This is a genomic window from Paenibacillus sp. J22R98, assembly GCF_059383835.1.
Genome location: NZ_JBXENW010000010.1, coordinates 271,899 through 288,355 on the forward strand (window position 1 = coordinate 271,899; position 16,457 = coordinate 288,355).

At 49.1% G+C, this 16,457-nt stretch carries 12 protein-coding genes and 19 tRNA genes; 2 read left to right on the forward strand and 29 right to left on the reverse strand.

Annotated features, from left to right (window positions below):
• Positions 1–59: 59 nt before the first annotated feature.
• The 6 genes from AC50Y3_RS25175 to AC50Y3_RS25200 form a co-directional block, all read right to left on the reverse strand.
• A complete protein-coding gene (locus tag AC50Y3_RS25175; protein WP_494821476.1) occupies positions 60–1,364 on the reverse strand; it encodes an ABC transporter substrate-binding protein in 1,305 nt (434 codons plus the stop codon).
• Between the two features lie 221 nt (positions 1,365–1,585).
• Positions 1,586–2,239 (reverse strand): GGDEF domain-containing protein, encoded by a 654-nt coding sequence (locus tag AC50Y3_RS25180; RefSeq protein WP_494821477.1) that lies wholly within the window; start codon positions 2,237–2,239, stop codon positions 1,586–1,588.
• 145 nt (positions 2,240–2,384) lie between these two features.
• The gene (locus AC50Y3_RS25185; RefSeq protein WP_494821478.1) at positions 2,385–3,380 is read right to left on the reverse strand and encodes an SPFH domain-containing protein; all 996 of its coding nucleotides are present in this window, start codon (positions 3,378–3,380) and stop codon (positions 2,385–2,387) included.
• 38 nt (positions 3,381–3,418) lie between these two features.
• Complete coding sequence (locus AC50Y3_RS25190; protein ID WP_494821479.1) at positions 3,419–4,222, reverse strand: TPM domain-containing protein; 804 nt, start codon at positions 4,220–4,222, stop codon at positions 3,419–3,421.
• Positions 4,219–5,262: a TFIIB-type zinc ribbon-containing protein gene (locus AC50Y3_RS25195; protein WP_494821480.1), complete on the reverse strand. Its 1,044-nt coding sequence runs from the start codon at positions 5,260–5,262 to the stop codon at positions 4,219–4,221. Before AC50Y3_RS25195 ends, AC50Y3_RS25190 begins: the two co-directional genes overlap by 4 nt.
• Positions 5,259–5,942 carry a PspA/IM30 family protein gene (locus AC50Y3_RS25200; RefSeq protein WP_494821481.1) on the reverse strand — a complete coding sequence of 228 codons (684 nt, stop codon included), beginning with the start codon at positions 5,940–5,942 and terminating at the stop codon, positions 5,259–5,261. Before AC50Y3_RS25200 ends, AC50Y3_RS25195 begins: the two co-directional genes overlap by 4 nt.
• Positions 5,943–6,162: 220 nt before the next feature.
• Here AC50Y3_RS25200 and AC50Y3_RS25205 point away from each other — a divergent pair, with 220 nt between their 5' ends.
• On the forward strand, positions 6,163–10,530 hold the full coding sequence (locus tag AC50Y3_RS25205) for an endo-1,4-beta-xylanase (RefSeq protein WP_494821482.1): 4,368 nt from the start codon (positions 6,163–6,165) through the stop codon (positions 10,528–10,530).
• 79 nt (positions 10,531–10,609) lie between these two features.
• Here AC50Y3_RS25205 and AC50Y3_RS25210 read toward each other — a convergent pair whose 3' ends face one another.
• From AC50Y3_RS25210 to AC50Y3_RS25225, 4 genes are all read right to left on the reverse strand, one after another.
• Positions 10,610–11,032 carry a hypothetical protein gene (locus AC50Y3_RS25210; RefSeq protein WP_494821483.1) on the reverse strand — a complete coding sequence of 141 codons (423 nt, stop codon included), beginning with the start codon at positions 11,030–11,032 and terminating at the stop codon, positions 10,610–10,612.
• Complete coding sequence (locus tag AC50Y3_RS25215) at positions 11,029–11,991, reverse strand: ParA family protein (protein WP_494821484.1); 963 nt, start codon at positions 11,989–11,991, stop codon at positions 11,029–11,031. Before AC50Y3_RS25215 ends, AC50Y3_RS25210 begins: the two co-directional genes overlap by 4 nt.
• 153 nt (positions 11,992–12,144) lie before the next feature.
• On the reverse strand, positions 12,145–12,798 hold the full coding sequence (locus tag AC50Y3_RS25220; protein WP_494821485.1) for a M48 family metallopeptidase: 654 nt from the start codon (positions 12,796–12,798) through the stop codon (positions 12,145–12,147).
• 3 nt (positions 12,799–12,801) lie between these two features.
• Positions 12,802–13,935, reverse strand: a complete 1,134-nt coding sequence (locus AC50Y3_RS25225) for a YecA family protein (RefSeq protein WP_494821486.1) — start codon at positions 13,933–13,935, stop codon at positions 12,802–12,804.
• A 206-nt stretch (positions 13,936–14,141) separates the two neighbouring features.
• Here AC50Y3_RS25225 and AC50Y3_RS25230 point away from each other — a divergent pair, with 206 nt between their 5' ends.
• Positions 14,142–14,537 (forward strand): VOC family protein, encoded by a 396-nt coding sequence (locus AC50Y3_RS25230; protein WP_494821487.1) that lies wholly within the window; start codon positions 14,142–14,144, stop codon positions 14,535–14,537.
• Positions 14,538–14,607: 70 nt separating this feature from the next.
• Here the strand turns inward: AC50Y3_RS25230 and AC50Y3_RS25235 are convergent.
• The 19 genes from AC50Y3_RS25235 to AC50Y3_RS25325 form a co-directional block, all read right to left on the reverse strand.
• Positions 14,608–14,678, reverse strand: a tRNA-Gly gene (locus AC50Y3_RS25235).
• A gap of 8 nt (positions 14,679–14,686) precedes the next feature.
• A tRNA-Pro gene (locus AC50Y3_RS25240) sits at positions 14,687–14,763 on the reverse strand.
• Positions 14,764–14,782: 19 nt separating this feature from the next.
• Positions 14,783–14,853, reverse strand: a tRNA-Cys gene (locus AC50Y3_RS25245).
• A gap of 4 nt (positions 14,854–14,857) precedes the next feature.
• Positions 14,858–14,932 (reverse strand) — tRNA-Gly (locus tag AC50Y3_RS25250).
• Between the two features lie 3 nt (positions 14,933–14,935).
• Positions 14,936–15,022, reverse strand: a tRNA-Leu gene (locus AC50Y3_RS25255).
• A 14-nt stretch (positions 15,023–15,036) separates the two neighbouring features.
• Positions 15,037–15,109, reverse strand: a tRNA-Lys gene (locus AC50Y3_RS25260).
• Positions 15,110–15,114: 5 nt separating this feature from the next.
• Positions 15,115–15,189: transfer RNA gene (locus tag AC50Y3_RS25265), tRNA-Gln, on the reverse strand.
• Between the two features lie 28 nt (positions 15,190–15,217).
• Positions 15,218–15,293: transfer RNA gene (locus tag AC50Y3_RS25270), tRNA-His, on the reverse strand.
• Positions 15,294–15,306: 13 nt separating this feature from the next.
• Positions 15,307–15,391, reverse strand: a tRNA-Tyr gene (locus tag AC50Y3_RS25275).
• A gap of 4 nt (positions 15,392–15,395) precedes the next feature.
• A tRNA-Thr gene (locus AC50Y3_RS25280) sits at positions 15,396–15,471 on the reverse strand.
• Positions 15,472–15,493: 22 nt separating this feature from the next.
• Positions 15,494–15,569 (reverse strand) — tRNA-Phe (locus AC50Y3_RS25285).
• 15 nt (positions 15,570–15,584) lie between these two features.
• Positions 15,585–15,661 (reverse strand) — tRNA-Asp (locus AC50Y3_RS25290).
• A 10-nt stretch (positions 15,662–15,671) separates the two neighbouring features.
• Positions 15,672–15,748, reverse strand: a tRNA-Met gene (locus AC50Y3_RS25295).
• 21 nt (positions 15,749–15,769) lie between these two features.
• Positions 15,770–15,845: transfer RNA gene (locus AC50Y3_RS25300), tRNA-Val, on the reverse strand.
• Positions 15,846–15,856: 11 nt separating this feature from the next.
• Positions 15,857–15,931 (reverse strand) — tRNA-Glu (locus AC50Y3_RS25305).
• Between the two features lie 5 nt (positions 15,932–15,936).
• Positions 15,937–16,027, reverse strand: a tRNA-Ser gene (locus AC50Y3_RS25310).
• Between the two features lie 7 nt (positions 16,028–16,034).
• Positions 16,035–16,110 (reverse strand) — tRNA-Asn (locus AC50Y3_RS25315).
• A gap of 19 nt (positions 16,111–16,129) precedes the next feature.
• A tRNA-Ala gene (locus AC50Y3_RS25320) sits at positions 16,130–16,205 on the reverse strand.
• A gap of 8 nt (positions 16,206–16,213) precedes the next feature.
• Positions 16,214–16,290 (reverse strand) — tRNA-Ile (locus AC50Y3_RS25325).
• Positions 16,291–16,457 lie beyond the last annotated feature (167 nt).

A 16,457-nucleotide genomic window follows, 5' to 3' on the forward strand; every position in this document is an offset into this window, starting at 1 on the left:
TAGGAGTTAAGTGGTAACGATGGGTGACTGCTCGCCACCCATCGTCCCTTGTGCATCCATTACTTTTTCAAATTTGCTCTTTGTTCGGCCCAGAACTTATCCCATTGCTTCAAGGTATCATCAACGGAAACTTTCCCGAGCAGCATGGATTGTCCGCTTTCCATCGCAATTTGGCCCCATTGGCCAATACCCGGATATTTCGTGTTTGCCTTCAGGTTAACGAATTCGTCCGGCTTGCTGGACATCTCAAGCAGCGACTTATACATATCCGTTTGGAAGAATGCGTCTTGGCTGGCTGTAGTATGAATCGGAATAAGTGCCGTTTTTTGAGCAAAATACGTATTTTGTTCCGGACTCGATAGGAAGGCGATCAGCTTAAAGGCCTCATCCTTGTTCTTCGAGTAGCTGGTGATCCCCCATCCTGCGCCGCCGGTTGCCGTAAATGCCTTACCGCTTGGCCCTCTCGGCATCGGAGCTGTGCCAATGGTGTTGACATCCATTTTCTCCAATAGCGCCGGGATCGCGTCAGGGTCTTGCAGCAGGATGCCGGTTACTCCGGATGTGAACGCTTGAACCTGTTCTTGGTAGCCCCAGTTAATTGAATCTTTCGGAGAGCCTTCATTGTAAAGCTTCACATACAGCTCAACTGCTTTCTTCGCTTCCGGCGTGGAATACATCGTCTTGCCGTCTTTCAGGAACGTCGAATCATCATGATCGATATTATCGAAGTTGTAGTTAAGAATCATCGTATCCGGAACGCCGTTAGCGCCTGCTCCGCCGCGGAACGAGAACCCATAGCGGTTTTTGCTTGCGTCGGTCAGCTTGATCGCGGCTGCCACCATTTCTTCATAATTCGTCGGCGGCTGAATGCCTTTCTCCTGGAACCAGTCTTTGCGATAGAACATCTGTCGCTGATACATACCGTTCGTTATAAAATACAGCTTGTCATTAAGCGAAGCCACCGACTTGGCTACGTCGACTTCGGTCGCATAATCGGACCAATCTTTCACGTAGTCATTAAGTGGTTCAAGATAGCCGTTATTGGAAAATTCCGAAATAGTGGAGTCCCGTACTTCCAATACGTCAAGATCCTGCTTAGCTCCGAGAATGGTTTTGATTTTGTTGTCGGCTTGGTCAAAAGGAGGCGAAATCAATTCAACTTTAATGTTCGGATTGGCTGCTTCAAACTTGGAAATCATTTCATTCAAAACCGTTGTTCGGGCCGGGCTCGTTAAGCTCTCGATCATCCGCAGCGTGACCTTCTTCCCCGAGCCGCCGTTGTCGTTACAGCCTGCCATAACGCTTACAAGCATCACACCCGCGACCGCACCGAATAACATCTTTTTCTGTTTCCCTGCCGCCATTTAAATAGCCTCCTTTTGGTTTAACAAGCCTCCAACTCGGATTCAATTGTCTTCCATATCTTCCAGGCATACACTCTGCCTGTCTGATAGCATCAGTGTAAATGAAAGCGATTTATCCCACAATACATTTTTTTAACAATTCCAAATTTTATTTTTATTCTGACTATTAACCTTATTAATTAATGCCATTCACGATTTTTTAACAGAAAAAAACCACATCCTCATGCGAATGTGGTTTTACGCTGACGTGACTTCATTTCATACATTTCACGCTCTGCTGCATTAAGTAAATCGTCCAAGACTGTGGCATCTCGCGGATACACAGCAGTGCCAATAGAAACCGAAACATCCATATTGAACGCTTTAGATAATATCTTCAGTGTGTCTTTAATTTGTGTCGGAATCACCTCTTCCTCGTCCGGGTTGGAAGAGGGGGAAATGATCAGGAATTCATCTCCCGCCCAACGGGCGATGATTGCCTTATCGGTAGCATGTGATGACAAGATCGTTGCAATCGCTTGGAGCACCTTGTCTCCCATTTCGTGTCCGTACGAATCATTAATATGTTTAAAGTTATCTACGTCAATGAGATACAATCGCAAGCTTTGATTACTTTTGTCCATTCGCGCAAGAAGTCTGGGGAATTGCTGAATAACGAATCGCCTGTTGTAGATTTCGGTCAGTACATCCTTTTCCGCATAAAATTTGACCTTGTCATATTGGTTACCCAACCACCAGCAAATCAATACCGCAGGCAGGCCAAGATAAGGTAATTGGAAGAGCGGGAAATTATAATACATGCTTCCGTAAATGCGAGCCATCACTACCAACGCCACTACAAAAGCCGTAATCACGATTCTACCTGCATACTGCATTTCGATCTCCGCTTTCCAATCCGCGTGTAACCATCCTCGAAACAAATCTCATTAGAGTAGGGTAGGATTACCTATCCCATTTCGACATTTTCCATCCAATCCCTGTTTTTTATAGGACGAATGATCTAGCTTCCTCCAAATTACCCTATCCCAGCTTCTGACCGCAATTCGGGCAGAAGTTAGCTCCTTCATTCTTGGCCCCGCAATTGGGACAGAAATTCGGCTTCTTGCTTCCCGTGGATGAAGGAGCCGGCGCCGTATCCGGGGTTTTATCTGCCGCAGGCTGCTGATTCTGGTTTTGGTTCATATTTTTCAGCATTTCATTCGCCATATTCATGCCCATCATCATACCGGCCATATCCGAGGCAGCGCCGCCGCCTTGTACTTTGCCCGACGAGATCCCATCGGTCATGCTTACCTGCTGATACTTCTGCAAATTGCCGATCATCTCATGCGAAGCCGTCTTCGTAATCATATCCTGAATTTCTTGCGGATAATTGAAGCTCATCACTTGGAAACCGGTAATCGCAATCCCAATGTCCATCATTTGCATATCCAAATCCTCGCGGATTCCCTTTGCAATGTCCGATGCGTTCGCCTGCAGATTGAACATATCCTTGCCCTCTCGGCTAATCCATTTCATCAGCAGCTGATCCAGAACGGCAGTCATTCGGATTTTGACATCCTCGACCAAATAATCTTGTCTAACGCCGGCAATCTTATCGATCAGCGCCATATAGTCGCTTACTTTGAAAATAAACGTACCGTTGGCGCGAATCGGCATCCCGCCCGGAAGCTGCGGAGTTGGGATCAGTACCGGGTTCTGCGTGCCCCATCTTACGGTAAACTCCTTCGTATTCACGAAGAGAACTTCTACTCGCATGCCGCTGTTGAAACCGAACTTAAACCCTTTCAGCGTAGACAAGAAGGGAATGATGTCCGAATCGATCTGGAAGGAGCCCTCATCCTTGAATATCCCTTCGACCTTACCGTTATTCAGAAAGATAGCATCCTGGCCGGCGCGAATAACGAGCTTGCTGCCCTTCTTAATCTCGCGATTGTTCCACTTCCAGAAAATCATATCATCCCTAAATTCTTCCCATTCCACAACGTTTGAGAATTGATTCCCGAAAAGCCCCATTCTAATCCCATCCCTTCTATAGTCCGCATTATTGGCTATTAAAAAGACCCTCTGCTTCCGCTATGGGAGTGACCGCCGCTGCTGGTCCCGCCACCGCCGCCTGAACCGCGGCCGCCTTTGTTCTTCGGAATTCTGCTTTTGGTAACCGTCGTCCGCATGTACTGATCCGCATGCTCTAACACGCCTGAAGTGCTGGCATCCTCATATGTCGCCCGAGTGACCGTAACGCGGCCGCCTGAACGGAACACCATGACACTGACAACAATGCCCCCAATGACTAAAGCAGCTCCCAGCTGAAACCAGATGGTAAACAAAATATTATCGGGATTTACACCGGGCTTGAACCCCATATATTTGTGCGAAATTGTGATATACCTGGTGAATGCTTTTGCATAATCACCGCGCGTTAGATCCGGTGAAATCGCGTTTCGGATCTTATCCAGCCTGCCGCTGTCGAGATAAGATTCCGCTTTGCCAAAGCCGGCCAAGTAAACCTGGCGATTGTTCATATCCATGGTCAAAATAACAGCATTGCCGTGAGCCTTATCGTACCCCGGAGCCTGATTATCATAGAAATCCTCTGTCATCAGCTGGACATCTTGGTTTTCCTTATTATCGGATGTAAGAATGATGATGTCCGTCTCTCGATCGGCCCCGTATTTAGTCGCCAACGCGCTCAGCTCAACTTGTTCTTGTTCACTAAGCAGATGCGCCTGATCAAAAATCAGCTTCTTGCTCGCTGTTGTTGCTGCCGTCGCTGTAGGCAAGGCGGGCATTATTAACGCCATCAAACAAATCGCGAACATGATGATCGCTGCTAGAATCCTAGTATGTTTGCTCATAGGAACCCGCCTCCCATCATCCAGGAAACGATCTTTAACCCCACGAATGAAACGGCAGAAACCCCTGCAAACCATGCGGTTACCTTCGCTTTGCTGATCGGAGGTTTACCCACGACTTTCCCCGTCTGGCCGTTCATCGCAAACGTGTACTCCCGCCGATTATAGTTGTACCTAATCATCCATACGGGCAGCAGCACATAATCCGCCTGTTTCACTGTCGTGTCAACTTGCTTGTCGGTGTACATCACGCTCGAATACCCCTGTACCGTTGAAGCAATATACGCATCGATGTACGAGCTCGTTTTCTCCTTGGCTCGCGGGAATAACTGTTCATCATCATAGCTATATTTCTCCGCCATATAACCTGCCAGATATGGTGTCTTGAATGCTTTCAGCTGGTCATAGGGAAACGGCTCCAGCTTATCCATCAGCTCATCATTCATTTTCTCCGATGCATCGATTGGCAGTCTCGCATAGTCCAGCCGGATTTTGCGATAGATGTTAAAATGCTGTGTCTCCGTATACCTATAATCGCCCTGTGTATAGATTCTAACCCTAGTTCCCTGGCCGTGAACCTCAATCCCGTTATGTAAATCATAGAGCCAGAAAGGGACATACATCCCTGTGATCCCTGCGACGCGGTCCGCCGTCATAAATCCTTTAGGCGTCAGCAATCCGTTCCTGCACCATTTCTTGAACGCCTTCATTGCGGCTTCTTTGGGAATTGTAAAAGGAATCACCATCACCGGGGCAAAACCACCCGACAGCCGATCGCTCAGCACCACGGCAGATCCGCAGAAGCTGCATGTCGTCGCACTTGTCTCCAGCTCGGTCACGATGACCGAGCCGCAGCTGTTGCAGTGATACTCCTTCACTTCCTCTTGCGTAAACGGCTGCTGCTTCAGCGGATCGGGGATCTGATCCACCTGATCCTGTCGTCCACAGCTTGGACATGACAACGTCCCGGAGCCCGCGTCGAATACCATTCCGCTGCCGCAATTGGGACACTTATACTCGATAACCGCCGTCACTTGGCTCACCTCGACTTTAATCTTTCCTTGATTGCTGCGAGCTCATCTTCGGGTGCTGTCTTTACAGTTGCTGCAGACGTACCCGCTTCTGCATCCTTCTCGAGCTGGGCGATCAATACATCCAGATCGTCTTCCTGCGCGCCTGCCCTAACCTCAGCGAGAGCCATCGCCTCGTTCAAAGCCTGGTTGGCCTTCTCTTCCATGGCGTTGAAGGCAGCGCCCGCTCCACTGCCAGCTTGCTGCTGCGTATTGGCATCCGCCAACTTCCCTTTCAGCTCTGCATGCCGCGCTTCCAGCTGCGCCAGATCAGACACGAGCTTATCCTGCATATGCTTCATCATCGTCGCCTTCGCAGCAGCTCGGGTGTACACGGCCTCCAGCTCTGCGAATTTGTCGGTCTGCTTCGATTTGAGATCGAGGAATTTGATGGCATTGTCATCCTCACCGGACTCCGCGGACTTCTCCGCGTAACGCTGAAGCTTTTTGATCTCCGCGCTGCACTCGTCCCGCTTCCGCTTGGCTCTGCTCTCCTCAAGCTGTACCGCAGCCGTCTCCGCCTTCACTTGACCAAGATCGCTATGTAAGCTCTGCATATATGCCTTTACAGTCTTCTCCGGGTCATCCGCACTGCCTTGCAAACCATGCATATTTGCTTTCATCACGTCCCTAAACCTCGATAAGATTCCCACCGCAAAGCTCCTCCTTCGAAGTCTTACATTATCTTCTATACTACAACAAATTGGCTCTAATATTTAATTAGTACAATATATTGTTTACTTCTTCTGGTAAAACAAGTTTTTAACACAGGCTATAATCAAGGTTAAGTACGGAAAGGAGGTCTCATTCAGCTTTTATTGTAAGCGCTTCATTTATCTTTACCAAATTCACTTCGCAGGGGGATGCAATACAATGACCCGAACAATTAAACGAGTACTCTCCATTTTGCTGGCAGCAGCTTTGCTTCTTCCTTCCGGCCTGCAGCCCCCGATTGTAAAGGCCGCGGCTGCAGAGACGACCGTCGTTTACCACGAGGACTTTGCCGGCGGAAAAGGTGCTGCTACGCAATCCGGCGGCGCGAGCTTGTCGCAAGTTACCGGCAAAGTGTTTGATGGTAACGCCGATGGGGCAGCTCTATCCGTAAGCAACAGAGCGAACACCTGGGATGCGGCAGATTTCAAATTCACCGACATCGGGCTGGAAAACGGTAAGACCTACACCGTAACCGTGCAAGGTTATGTGGACGCGGGCACAGTGGTGCCAGATGGCTCACAAGCCTATTTGCAGACGGTTAACAGCTACGGCTTCTTGGCTGGCGCTAACTTAGCAGCCGGTGCCGCTTTCACGCTGACCAAAGAATTTACGGTAGATACAAGCAAAGACACAAGCCTGCGCGTGCAATCGAACGAAATCGGTAAAACAGTGCCGTTCTACGTTGGCGATATCCTCATCACCGCGATGAAACCAGCGACAGACGTCGCTACGGTATACCACGAAGCTTTTGCAAGCGGCAAAGGTGCTGCAACGCAATCCGGCGGCGCGAACTTGACGCAAGTTACCGGTAAAGTGTTTGATGGCAATGCCGACGGGGCAGCTCTATCCGTAAGCAACAGAGCAAACACCTGGGACGCGGCAGATTTCAAATTCAGCGACATTGGCTTGGAAAACGGTAAAACCTACACCGTAACCGTGCAAGGCTATGTGGACTCGGGTACGGTTGTGCCTGACGGCTCGCAAGCCTATCTGCAGACGGTTAACAGCTATGGCTTCTTGGCTGGCGCTAACTTAGCTGCAGGTGCCGCTTTCACATTGACGAAAGAGTTTACGGTGGATACGAGCAAGGACATAAGCCTGCGTGTTCAATCGAACGAAACCGGTAAAACCGTGCCGTTCTACGTTGGCGATATCCTCATCACCCAGCAAGTAGAACCGGATGTGCCAGTGGTAGAAGAGCCGCGGCCGCCGGCTTTGGATTTCAGCACCGTTACGTTTGAGGATCAAACGGCGGGCGGCTTCGAAGGCCGAGCAGGTACGGAAACTCTGACCGTAACGAATGAAGCCAATCATTCCGACGAGGGCTCTTACGCTTTGAAAGTGGAAGGTCGAACAGATGCGTGGCATGGACCGACATTACGCGTAGAGAAGTATGTAGATAAGGGCTCCGAGTATAAAATTACGGCCTGGGTGAAGCTGATCTCTCCGGCTAGCTCACAGCTTCAGCTCTCCACGCAGGTTGGTCAAGGAAGCAGCGCCAACTATGTTCAGCTCGCAGGCAAAACAATCAGTGCAAGCGACGGCTGGGTGAAGTACGAAGGCACCTACCGCTACAACAATGTAAGCAGCGAGTTCTTATCGATCTATGTAGAGAGCTCCACTAACAAAACAGCTTCCTACTATATCGACGATATCAGCTTTGAGAGCACAGGCTCCGGGCCGATCTCCATTCAGAAGGATCTGGCTCCGATTAAAGACAAGTACCAAGACGATTTCCTAATCGGAAACGCGATCTCCGCGGAGGATCTGGAAGGCGTCAGACTTGAGCTTCTGAAGCAGCATTTCAACGTTGCTACAGCTGGCAACGCCATGAAGCCGGACGCGCTTCAGCCTACGAAGGGCAACTTCACTTTTACGGCGGCCGATGCTCTTGTCGATAAAGTGCTCGCTGAAGGTATGCAGATGCACGGGCATGTACTGGTATGGCATCAGCAATCCCCTGCTTGGCTAAATACGACTAAGGATGTCGATAACAACACGATTCCACTGGGCCGTGAAGAAGCGCTCACTAATTTGAAGACCCATATCCAAACGGTCATGGAGCATTTCGGCAGCAAGGTGATTTCTTGGGATGTCGTCAACGAAGCCATGAACGATAACCCATCGAACCCGGCAGATTGGGAAGCGTCCTTGCGCCAAACGCCATGGTATAATGCGATCGGAACGGATTATATCGAGCAAGCATTCCTGGCAGCAAGAGAAGTACTGGACGCACATCCAGCTTGGGACATCAAGCTCTATTACAATGATTACAACGAAGACAACCAGAATAAAGCGCAAGCGATCTACAACATGGTCAAAGACATTAACGATCGATATGCAGAGACACACCCTGGTAAACGCCTCATCGATGGTATCGGGATGCAGGCGCATTATAGCGTGAATACGAACCCGGACAATGTAAAACTCTCATTGGAGAAGTTCATTTCATTAGGGGTAGAAATCAGCATCACGGAGCTCGACATTCAGGCCGGAAGCAACTATCAGCTCTCCGAACCGCTTGCCAATGCTCAAGGCTATCTCTACGCGCAGCTGTTTGATATCTTCCACGCGCATGCTGCCGACATCAAGCGTGTCACCCTCTGGGGCATGGATGACAACACGAGCTGGAGAGCTGCCTCCAACCCCTTGTTGTTTGATAAGAACCTGCAGGCCAAACCGGCTTATTACGGCGTCATCGACCCGGCCGCATTCATGGAAGAGCATCAACCCGTCTTGGCGGAAGCCAACCAAGCAACAGCTAAATTTGCCACACCGGTAGTCGATGGAACCGTTGACGCGATTTGGAGCCAGACACCGGAAATCCCGATTAACCGGTATCAGACGGCATGGCAAGGAGCTAGCGGAGTTGCCAAAGCGCTCTGGGATAATCAAAATCTCTACGTTTTGGTTCAAGTTAGCGACGCGCAGCTCGACAAAACAAGCGTAAACAAATATGAGCAGGACTCCGTCGAAATCTTCTTGGATCAAAACAATGCGAAAACCTCGTTCTACCAAGAGGATGACGGGCAGTACCGAGTGAACTTCGACAATGAAACATCGTTTAATCCGACAAGCCTGGCAGACGGTTTTGCGTCCGCAACCAAGGTTTCCGGCACTAACTACACGGTTGAAATGAAAATTCCTCTGGAATCGATTACGCCGGCTAACGACAAGAAGCTCGGGTTTGACGTACAGATCAATGACGCTAAGGACGGCTCCCGTCAAAGTGTTACCGCATGGAACGATACAACCGGCAACGGCTATATGGACACATCCGTGTACGGGGTACTTACTCTTGCCACTACGGCGACTTCGCCAATCAGCAGCATCGTTGATACACAAACAGGCAATGTCCAGAACCAGAATGGTGTCATTTCGATCAACCCGGAAATGAAGACGGACAACGGACGCGCCATCGGCACGATTTCCAGTGACAACTTGAAGAAGGCATTGGAGCTAGCCGCTCCGGCTTCTAACGGCAAGAAACAAGTCGTCATCGAGTTACCGAAGCAAGCGAACGCGGCATCGTACGAGGTGCAACTGCGGGCGCAAAGTCTGAAAGGGCAAGAATCCTTCGTCCTTACGGTGAAGACCGAGAACGCAACGCTCCAAATTCCAAGCAACATGCTGTCTAACGTGACAGACAAAGCAGAGCAAGTATCCATCCGTGTAGGCAAAGCTTCGCCAGACAGCTTAGATGCCGCTACCCGCGAGCTGATCGGCAACCGTCCGGTTATCGATCTAAACCTAGTCGCAGGCAACACTGCTCTTGCATGGAATAATCCGACTGCGCCCGTATCGGTAGCCATCCCTTACACGCCAACAGCGGAAGAGCTTAACGATCCGGAGCATCTCGTCATTTGGTACATCGATGGTAAAGGCAACGCGACGCAGATTCCGAACGCTCGGTATGATGCAGCAACTAAATCGGTTGTTTTCCAAACGACCCACTTCAGCAGTTATGCGGTAGGTTCCGTATTTAAGTCCTTCGGCGACCTGCAACATGTCCCTTGGGCCAAACAAGCCGTGGATGTTATGGCATCGCACGATATTATTAAAGGAACAGCCGAGAACAACTTCTCTCCGGCAGCTTCCATCAAACGTGCTGACTTCATTGCCCTTCTCGTAAGAGCGCTTGAACTTCACGGCACAGGCAAAGCAGGTGCAATGTTCAGCGATATCGAGCAATCCGCTTATTATTACAACGAGCTGGTCATCGCCAAGGAACTGGGAGTCGCAACCGGCTTCGAAAATAACACCTTCAAGCCAGACAGCACAATCTCCCGTCAAGATATGATGGTGCTGACGACACGCGCACTGGCAGTCGCCGGCAAGCCGCTCGGAACTGCCGGAGCTCTGGATGCTTATGCTGACGCCGCCGCGATCTCAGGCTATGCACAAGACAGCGCCGCAGCTCTGGTGAAAGCCGGAATCATCAACGGCAAGAACAGCAAAATCGCACCGCACGAATCGCTCACCCGCGCCGAAGCGGCGGTCATTCTGTACCGTATTTGGAATCCGTAAGACCGATTAGGGAGCGTGCTCCCCATCCCAAAGTAAAAACCACATCCATAGGGGATGTGGTTTTTACTTTTTAGTAGGATCAACCTTTCTTACGTGCCGAGCTGGTCCTGATCTGAGTATCCTTAATGGCCTTGGATCGTATCCTGGCACCAACTGTTGACTCCACAATCTTCTCCATCATTTTTTCTTTCCCATCACTTTTATTAATGAAGATATCCAATAGTAACGTTAGCTTGATTAAATCGTTCTTCGATAAATTCTGTTCCATAAGATATTCTCTAGCCATTTCTCTTGTATCCGCTATCAAGAGCTTCTCTACTATGTAACCAACTTCTACGCTCGAATTCTTTTCCACCTTTTCTTTTACTACCTTATCTCCGGGCACATATTTCAATTTCCCCTTTCCCTCCATGAGAGCATGGAACTCATCGTCGCTCATTTCAGACAGTGCCTGTGCGAATGACTTATAGATTTTGGCCATATCATTTTTAAACGCATTCACCGTTTACTCCCCCTTCCATCTTGCAATTTAACTCTAGCGATCACTTCTCGAGCAAGCGCTCTCAGCTCTTGTCGCACATGCTCGAAAGTTCCGTTGTTTACATCTTCAAGTACGACAGGAATTCCAGACTCGGGAGCATCCGCATAAAAGGTTTTATTATCCCTGATAATCGTCTCCATAACGGGAATCTTTAATCTTTGAACCTGAGAGATAAATTGCTGCTGCGCTTTGATTGGGAGGCCTTCCCTGATTCCGACCATGGTGAAGATTACCCCTTCGAATGTAGGTGAAATGATGCTGAATTCCTGCCGAACTTCTTCATATTGCGTTTTGGCATTATATTCAGATACAAGTTCCGTTACATTTTTATTAAGCTGTTCAATTCCAATCGTCGATAAAAAGTCCGGTTTTGCCGGAACTAGCAAGAAGTCGCTGGCGATGATAGCGGTCTTGGTTACAACATTAAAATTAGGAGGGCAATCAATTAGCACATAATCATATTCCTTTGTTTCTATTTGCCGAAGGCCTTCTTTTAAACGGGAATGTACTTTGAGAAAGTTTCTGCGATTCGCCCTGTCACTACCTCCCCAGAGCTTTGCGCTAAGCTCAAGATCAACGTTTATCAAACCAAGGTGAGAGGAAATCAAATCTATGCTACCGCTAGCTCCCAACTCCTGTAGTCTTTTATTTACACGTTCTGGTTTAATGAGTAAATCCTCTAAGTTAACCTCTTGATCATTATCGATAAATGCGTCAAACCATTTTTTAATCGTTTCTTCTTGGTAATTGCGCTCCCAGTCATCCACCTTCAAAAAAGAGAATGTTAAGTTGGTTTGCGGATCAAGATCAACCACTAATACTTTAAAGCCGCTATTTGCTACTTCTGCAGCAAGATTAGATGTGACTGTTGTCTTGCCCACCCCGCCTTTATAGTTGATCACTGAAATGATCCGTGACATAGCCTAATCATCCCCTCAGTCAAAAGTGTCCTAATAGAACTTAGTGGAATGACTGTAGAAATATACTGGTTTTGTACATAAATAAAGCAAAAACCACATCCTCCGCGGATGTGGTTTTCTATTATGCGGAGCCAAAGAGTTTTGAGCAAAGCACTACAGCGTCATAGCCTGTCCATACCGCGCTAGGTACGCTTCCTTCTCTTTGTAGTCCGGCATAACGCTCCCTACAAGTCTCCAGAACGACCGATCATGATTCATATGCGACAGGTGGCACAGCTCATGAATGATGACGTAATCGATGACCTCCATCGGTGCCATGGCCAGACGATAGTTAAAGGTCAGCTGCTTCTTCGAGCTGCAGCTTCCCCACTTGCTGAGGGACTCTACGATCTCGATCGACTTTGGCGCGACCTTCAGCTGCTTCTGATAGATTGGAATCCGTTCCAATACAACCTTCTTACAGCTGGAAAAATAAAACTTCTTCAAGCGTAACCGAAGCTCTTCTTCAGTCTGCGCCGTTGTATCAATGAGATCGCTCAGCAAACAGTATTTGCCCAGATGGAGGAACTTGCCCTCCTCCTGATACTCCTTCACCGTCAACGCTTCGCGGGATTTCTCAATCCGATCAAGTTGTGCCGTAATTGCCGGTCCATGCTGCTTCACTGCATTTATGATCCGTTCGTCGCTGGTGCCGTTGGGAGCCTTCACCGTGATGAAACCTGTAGGCTCGATCTGGATAGATAGCTTCTTACCCGGCCCATAGGCGACATGAACGTCAATCGTTCGCTGTGCGAGTTGAATCTCCATACCCTACAGGCAGCACTTTTTATGTTTTTTCCCGCTGCCGCATGGGCACGGTTCGTTTCTTCCGATTTTCGTGGATGCCGCAGGGAACTGGACCACATTCGAGTTCTGTTCCGGCTTCGGTCTTAGTTCATCAGGCGTAAACCCGCGATTGGACCACATTCTCGTATTGTTATGCACGTTAATAATTAGCGGCGTAACATCCTTTAGCTGTTTCTTGTTCAGGCGAATCTTGCGCTGATCGAACTCTTCCATAATGACGCTAAGCGGCTCTTCCATCGCACATGAGAACTGAATATCATCCGCCAGCGCTTCAGCCAGTTTCTCCACTTTGCCCAGGTCCTGCATGATATAGTTTTTCAATGCTTCCAGCTGAGGCGTCTTCTCGAAATAGTCGATATTCGCATACAGAAGCAGCTCTTCCTTTGGAGGAACGTAATACGGCTTGTCCTTCACGCTCTCCAAGAACGCTTCATAATCGTCCAAGTCTTCTCCATCTAGGCTGTCGCTAAATAGAAAGCCACGCTGGATATCCCAAGTCAGCACTTTATCCGAGACGGATAAACGGATCGCAAGAAGCTTCTCCTCCGTCAAGCTAACGTCGTTCTGTTCGTTAATAATCTCAATGAGCTTATGCACGGGGCAGATCCCATACAAGTTAGCAGCGGCTTCCATGTACCGCAGCACCAGTTGGTTAATGTTGCGATTTTCTTGGAACAACTTTTGGTCCAACTTCTTATACGCGGCCTTCACTTCCTCCGGCATCACAAAGAACAGCTCGTCCCCTTCGAGGAAGCTGAATACCAATCCTTTATCCATCAAAAACAAGTAAGCATCCGCATATATCGCGTTATCCTGAATGTACGGAACTTCCAGCAGCCGGTTCACAAGCTTCCATTCCTGCGGCTCTGCTGTAAGGAAAGCCGACTGTACTTGCGTCACATTCGTAATTCTATCGCAAAGCGCATCTACGAGCTCCTGCTTCTTCAGCTTGGAGCGCCCCGCTAGCGCGCAGTTTGCAGCAATGAAATTCAACCGATCCTTGGTTAACTGCCCAAGGATGTCCTTTAAACTCGTTTTCACCGCGCCTTTGATCGCATTGTTTACGTTCAACTGCAGCATTTCTTTTTCCAAATCCATACCTTAACCCCTTTACAATTCAAACAACCTATATCAATTGTACCCTAACCTGGCTCTCAATTGAAGGGAATGGTAGTATTAAGCAAATTAGTCCGGCTTTACCTAGCCGTTTATAATTTTTTATTTTGTTAATTGTTATGGATCAAGTAGGAAAGGAAACCCTATAAAAAGAATCAAGTAAGGAAGCCAAAACAATGGAGGTAATCATGGGAAGAGTCGTTCATTTCGAGATTCATGTCACGGACATGGACCGCGCTAAGAAGTTTTATGGAGAGGTATTCGGCTGGAAGTTTGAGGACTACAGCAGCTATGCCGGAATGCCCTATTTTGGAGCTATAACGGGGGAAGCCGATGGAATGGGAATCAACGGCGCTTTGATGCAGCGCCATGGTGCTTCTCCGGAGCCTGGACAGCCTGTGAATGGTTTTGCCTGCACAATGGGCGTTGGCGACTATGATGCGACTGAGGCCAAAATTCTGGCGCTCGGAGGCACACTCGCGCTGCCGAAATACGCACTGCCCGGCATGGCTTGGCAAGGGTACTATATCGATACCGAAGGTAACATTATTGGGATTCATCAGCCGGATGTAAATGCAAAATAGCGCCTTACGTGCGCAACATAGAAAAAAGCCTTTTATCCCAACGGATAAAAGGCTTTTTTCTAATAAGGTAAGCGGGTGATGGGAATCGAACCCACGCTATTAGCTTGGAAGGCTAAAGTTCTACCATTGAACTACACCCGCAGAAAATATGGTCGGGATGACACGATTTGAACATGCGACCCCCTGGTCCCAAACCAGGTGCTCTACCAAGCTGAGCTACATCCCGCGATTCATAAAAAAATTCAAGGCGCCACCCAGATTCGAACTGGGGGTGAAGCTTTTGCAGAGCTCTGCCTTACCACTTGGCTATGGCGCCATGATGGAGCGGAAGACGGGAATCGAACCCGCGACCCTCGCCTTGGCAAGGCGATGCTCTACCGCTGAGCCACTTCCGCAGATGGTGCGGTCAAGAGGACTCGAACCTCCACGTCATTGCTGACACTAGAACCTGAATCTAGCGCGTCTGCCAATTCCGCCATGACCGCGTAACAAGATAAAGTGAGCCATGTAGGACTCGAACCTACGACACCCTGATTAAAAGTCAGGTGCTCTACCAACTGAGCTAATGGCTCAAAAATGGCTGGGGATCTAGGATTCGAACCTAGGGATGACGGAGTCAAAGTCCGTTGCCTTACCGCTTGGCTAATCCCCAACATGAAGCATTTGGTTTAGTTAAAAAATGGGGCGACCGATGGGAATTGAACCCACGAATGCCGGATCCACAAACCGGTGCATTAACCACTTCGCCACGATCGCCATAATAAAAAAGTGGTGGAGGATGATGGATTCGAACCACCGAACTCAAGGAGAGCAGATTTACAGTCTGCCGTGTTTAGCCACTTCACTAATCCTCCATAATGGTGCCGGCGATAGGAGTCGAACCCACGACCTACTGATTACAAGTCAGTTGCTCTACCAACTGAGCTACACCGGCATATGAACTTACAGTTTAAAAATGGTGGCTCGGGACGGAATCGAACCGCCGACACGAGGATTTTCAGTCCTCTGCTCTACCGACTGAGCTACCGAGCCGAACTTATAAAGAAATGGCGGAGCCGACGGGATTCGAACCCGCGGTCTCCTGCGTGACAGGCAGGCATGTTGGGCCACTACACCACGGCTCCGCAGTAAAATTGGTTGCGGGGGCAGGATTTGAACCTGCGGCCTTCGGGTTATGAGCCCGACGAGCTACCGAGCTGCTCCACCCCGCGATAATACAAGTAAACCTTAAATGGTGGAGGCTGACGGGATCGAACCGCCGACCCTCTGCTTGTAAGGCAGATGCTCTCCCAGCTGAGCTAAGCCTCCAGGGAAATAAATGGTGACCCGTAGGGGACTCGAACCCCTGTTACCTCCGTGAAAGGGAGGTGTCTTAACCACTTGACCAACGGGCCATATCTGGCGGAGAGCGAGAGATTCGAACTCTCGAGACGCGGTTAGCGCCTACACGATTTCCAATCGTGCTCCTTCGACCACTCGGACAGCTCTCCAGATAAATGGCTCCCCGAACAGGACTCGAACCTGTGACAACTCGATTAACAGTCGAGTGCTCTACCAACTGAGCTATCAGGGAATAGTTTGAAACAAATTCATGGTGGAGCCAAGCGGGATCGAACCGCTGACCTCCTGCTTGCAAGGCAGGCGCTCTCCCAGCTGAGCTATGGCCCCAAAGGGAATGGTTGGCCTTAGTGGACTCGAACCACCGACCTCACCCTTATCAGGGGTGCGCTCTAACCAGCTGAGCTAAAGGCCAATAAAAAACCCACTGCTAGGTGGGGTGTTTATTCAATATAAGTGAAGATCACACCCTGAAAACTGGATACGAACCTTTGCGAAGGTCTTGTTTAGCTGATCTTGATCCGAAGTTGAACATCCGAGCGAATGTTCGTAGGATAAGCCCTCGACCGATTAGTATTCGTC

What these genes read in the sequence shown, in the direction of transcription:
- AC50Y3_RS25225 (WP_494821486.1), bottom strand. Translation starts at nt 13,935, where the DNA reads ATGGATTTGGAAAAAGAAATGCTGCAGTTGAACGTAAACAATGCGATC.
- AC50Y3_RS25215 (WP_494821484.1), bottom strand. Translation starts at nt 11,991, where the DNA reads ATGTCACGGATCATTTCAGTGATCAACTATAAAGGCGGGGTGGGCAAG.
- AC50Y3_RS25220 (WP_494821485.1), bottom strand. Translation starts at nt 12,798, where the DNA reads ATGGAGATTCAACTCGCACAGCGAACGATTGACGTTCATGTCGCCTAT.
- AC50Y3_RS25185 (WP_494821478.1), bottom strand. Translation starts at nt 3,380, where the DNA reads ATGGGGCTTTTCGGGAATCAATTCTCAAACGTTGTGGAATGGGAAGAA.
- AC50Y3_RS25190 (WP_494821479.1), bottom strand. Translation starts at nt 4,222, where the DNA reads ATGAGCAAACATACTAGGATTCTAGCAGCGATCATCATGTTCGCGATT.
- AC50Y3_RS25175 (WP_494821476.1), bottom strand. Translation starts at nt 1,364, where the DNA reads ATGGCGGCAGGGAAACAGAAAAAGATGTTATTCGGTGCGGTCGCGGGT.
- AC50Y3_RS25180 (WP_494821477.1), bottom strand. Translation starts at nt 2,239, where the DNA reads ATGCAGTATGCAGGTAGAATCGTGATTACGGCTTTTGTAGTGGCGTTG.
- AC50Y3_RS25230 (WP_494821487.1), top strand. Translation starts at nt 14,142, where the DNA reads ATGGGAAGAGTCGTTCATTTCGAGATTCATGTCACGGACATGGACCGC.
- AC50Y3_RS25205 (WP_494821482.1), top strand. Translation starts at nt 6,163, where the DNA reads ATGACCCGAACAATTAAACGAGTACTCTCCATTTTGCTGGCAGCAGCT.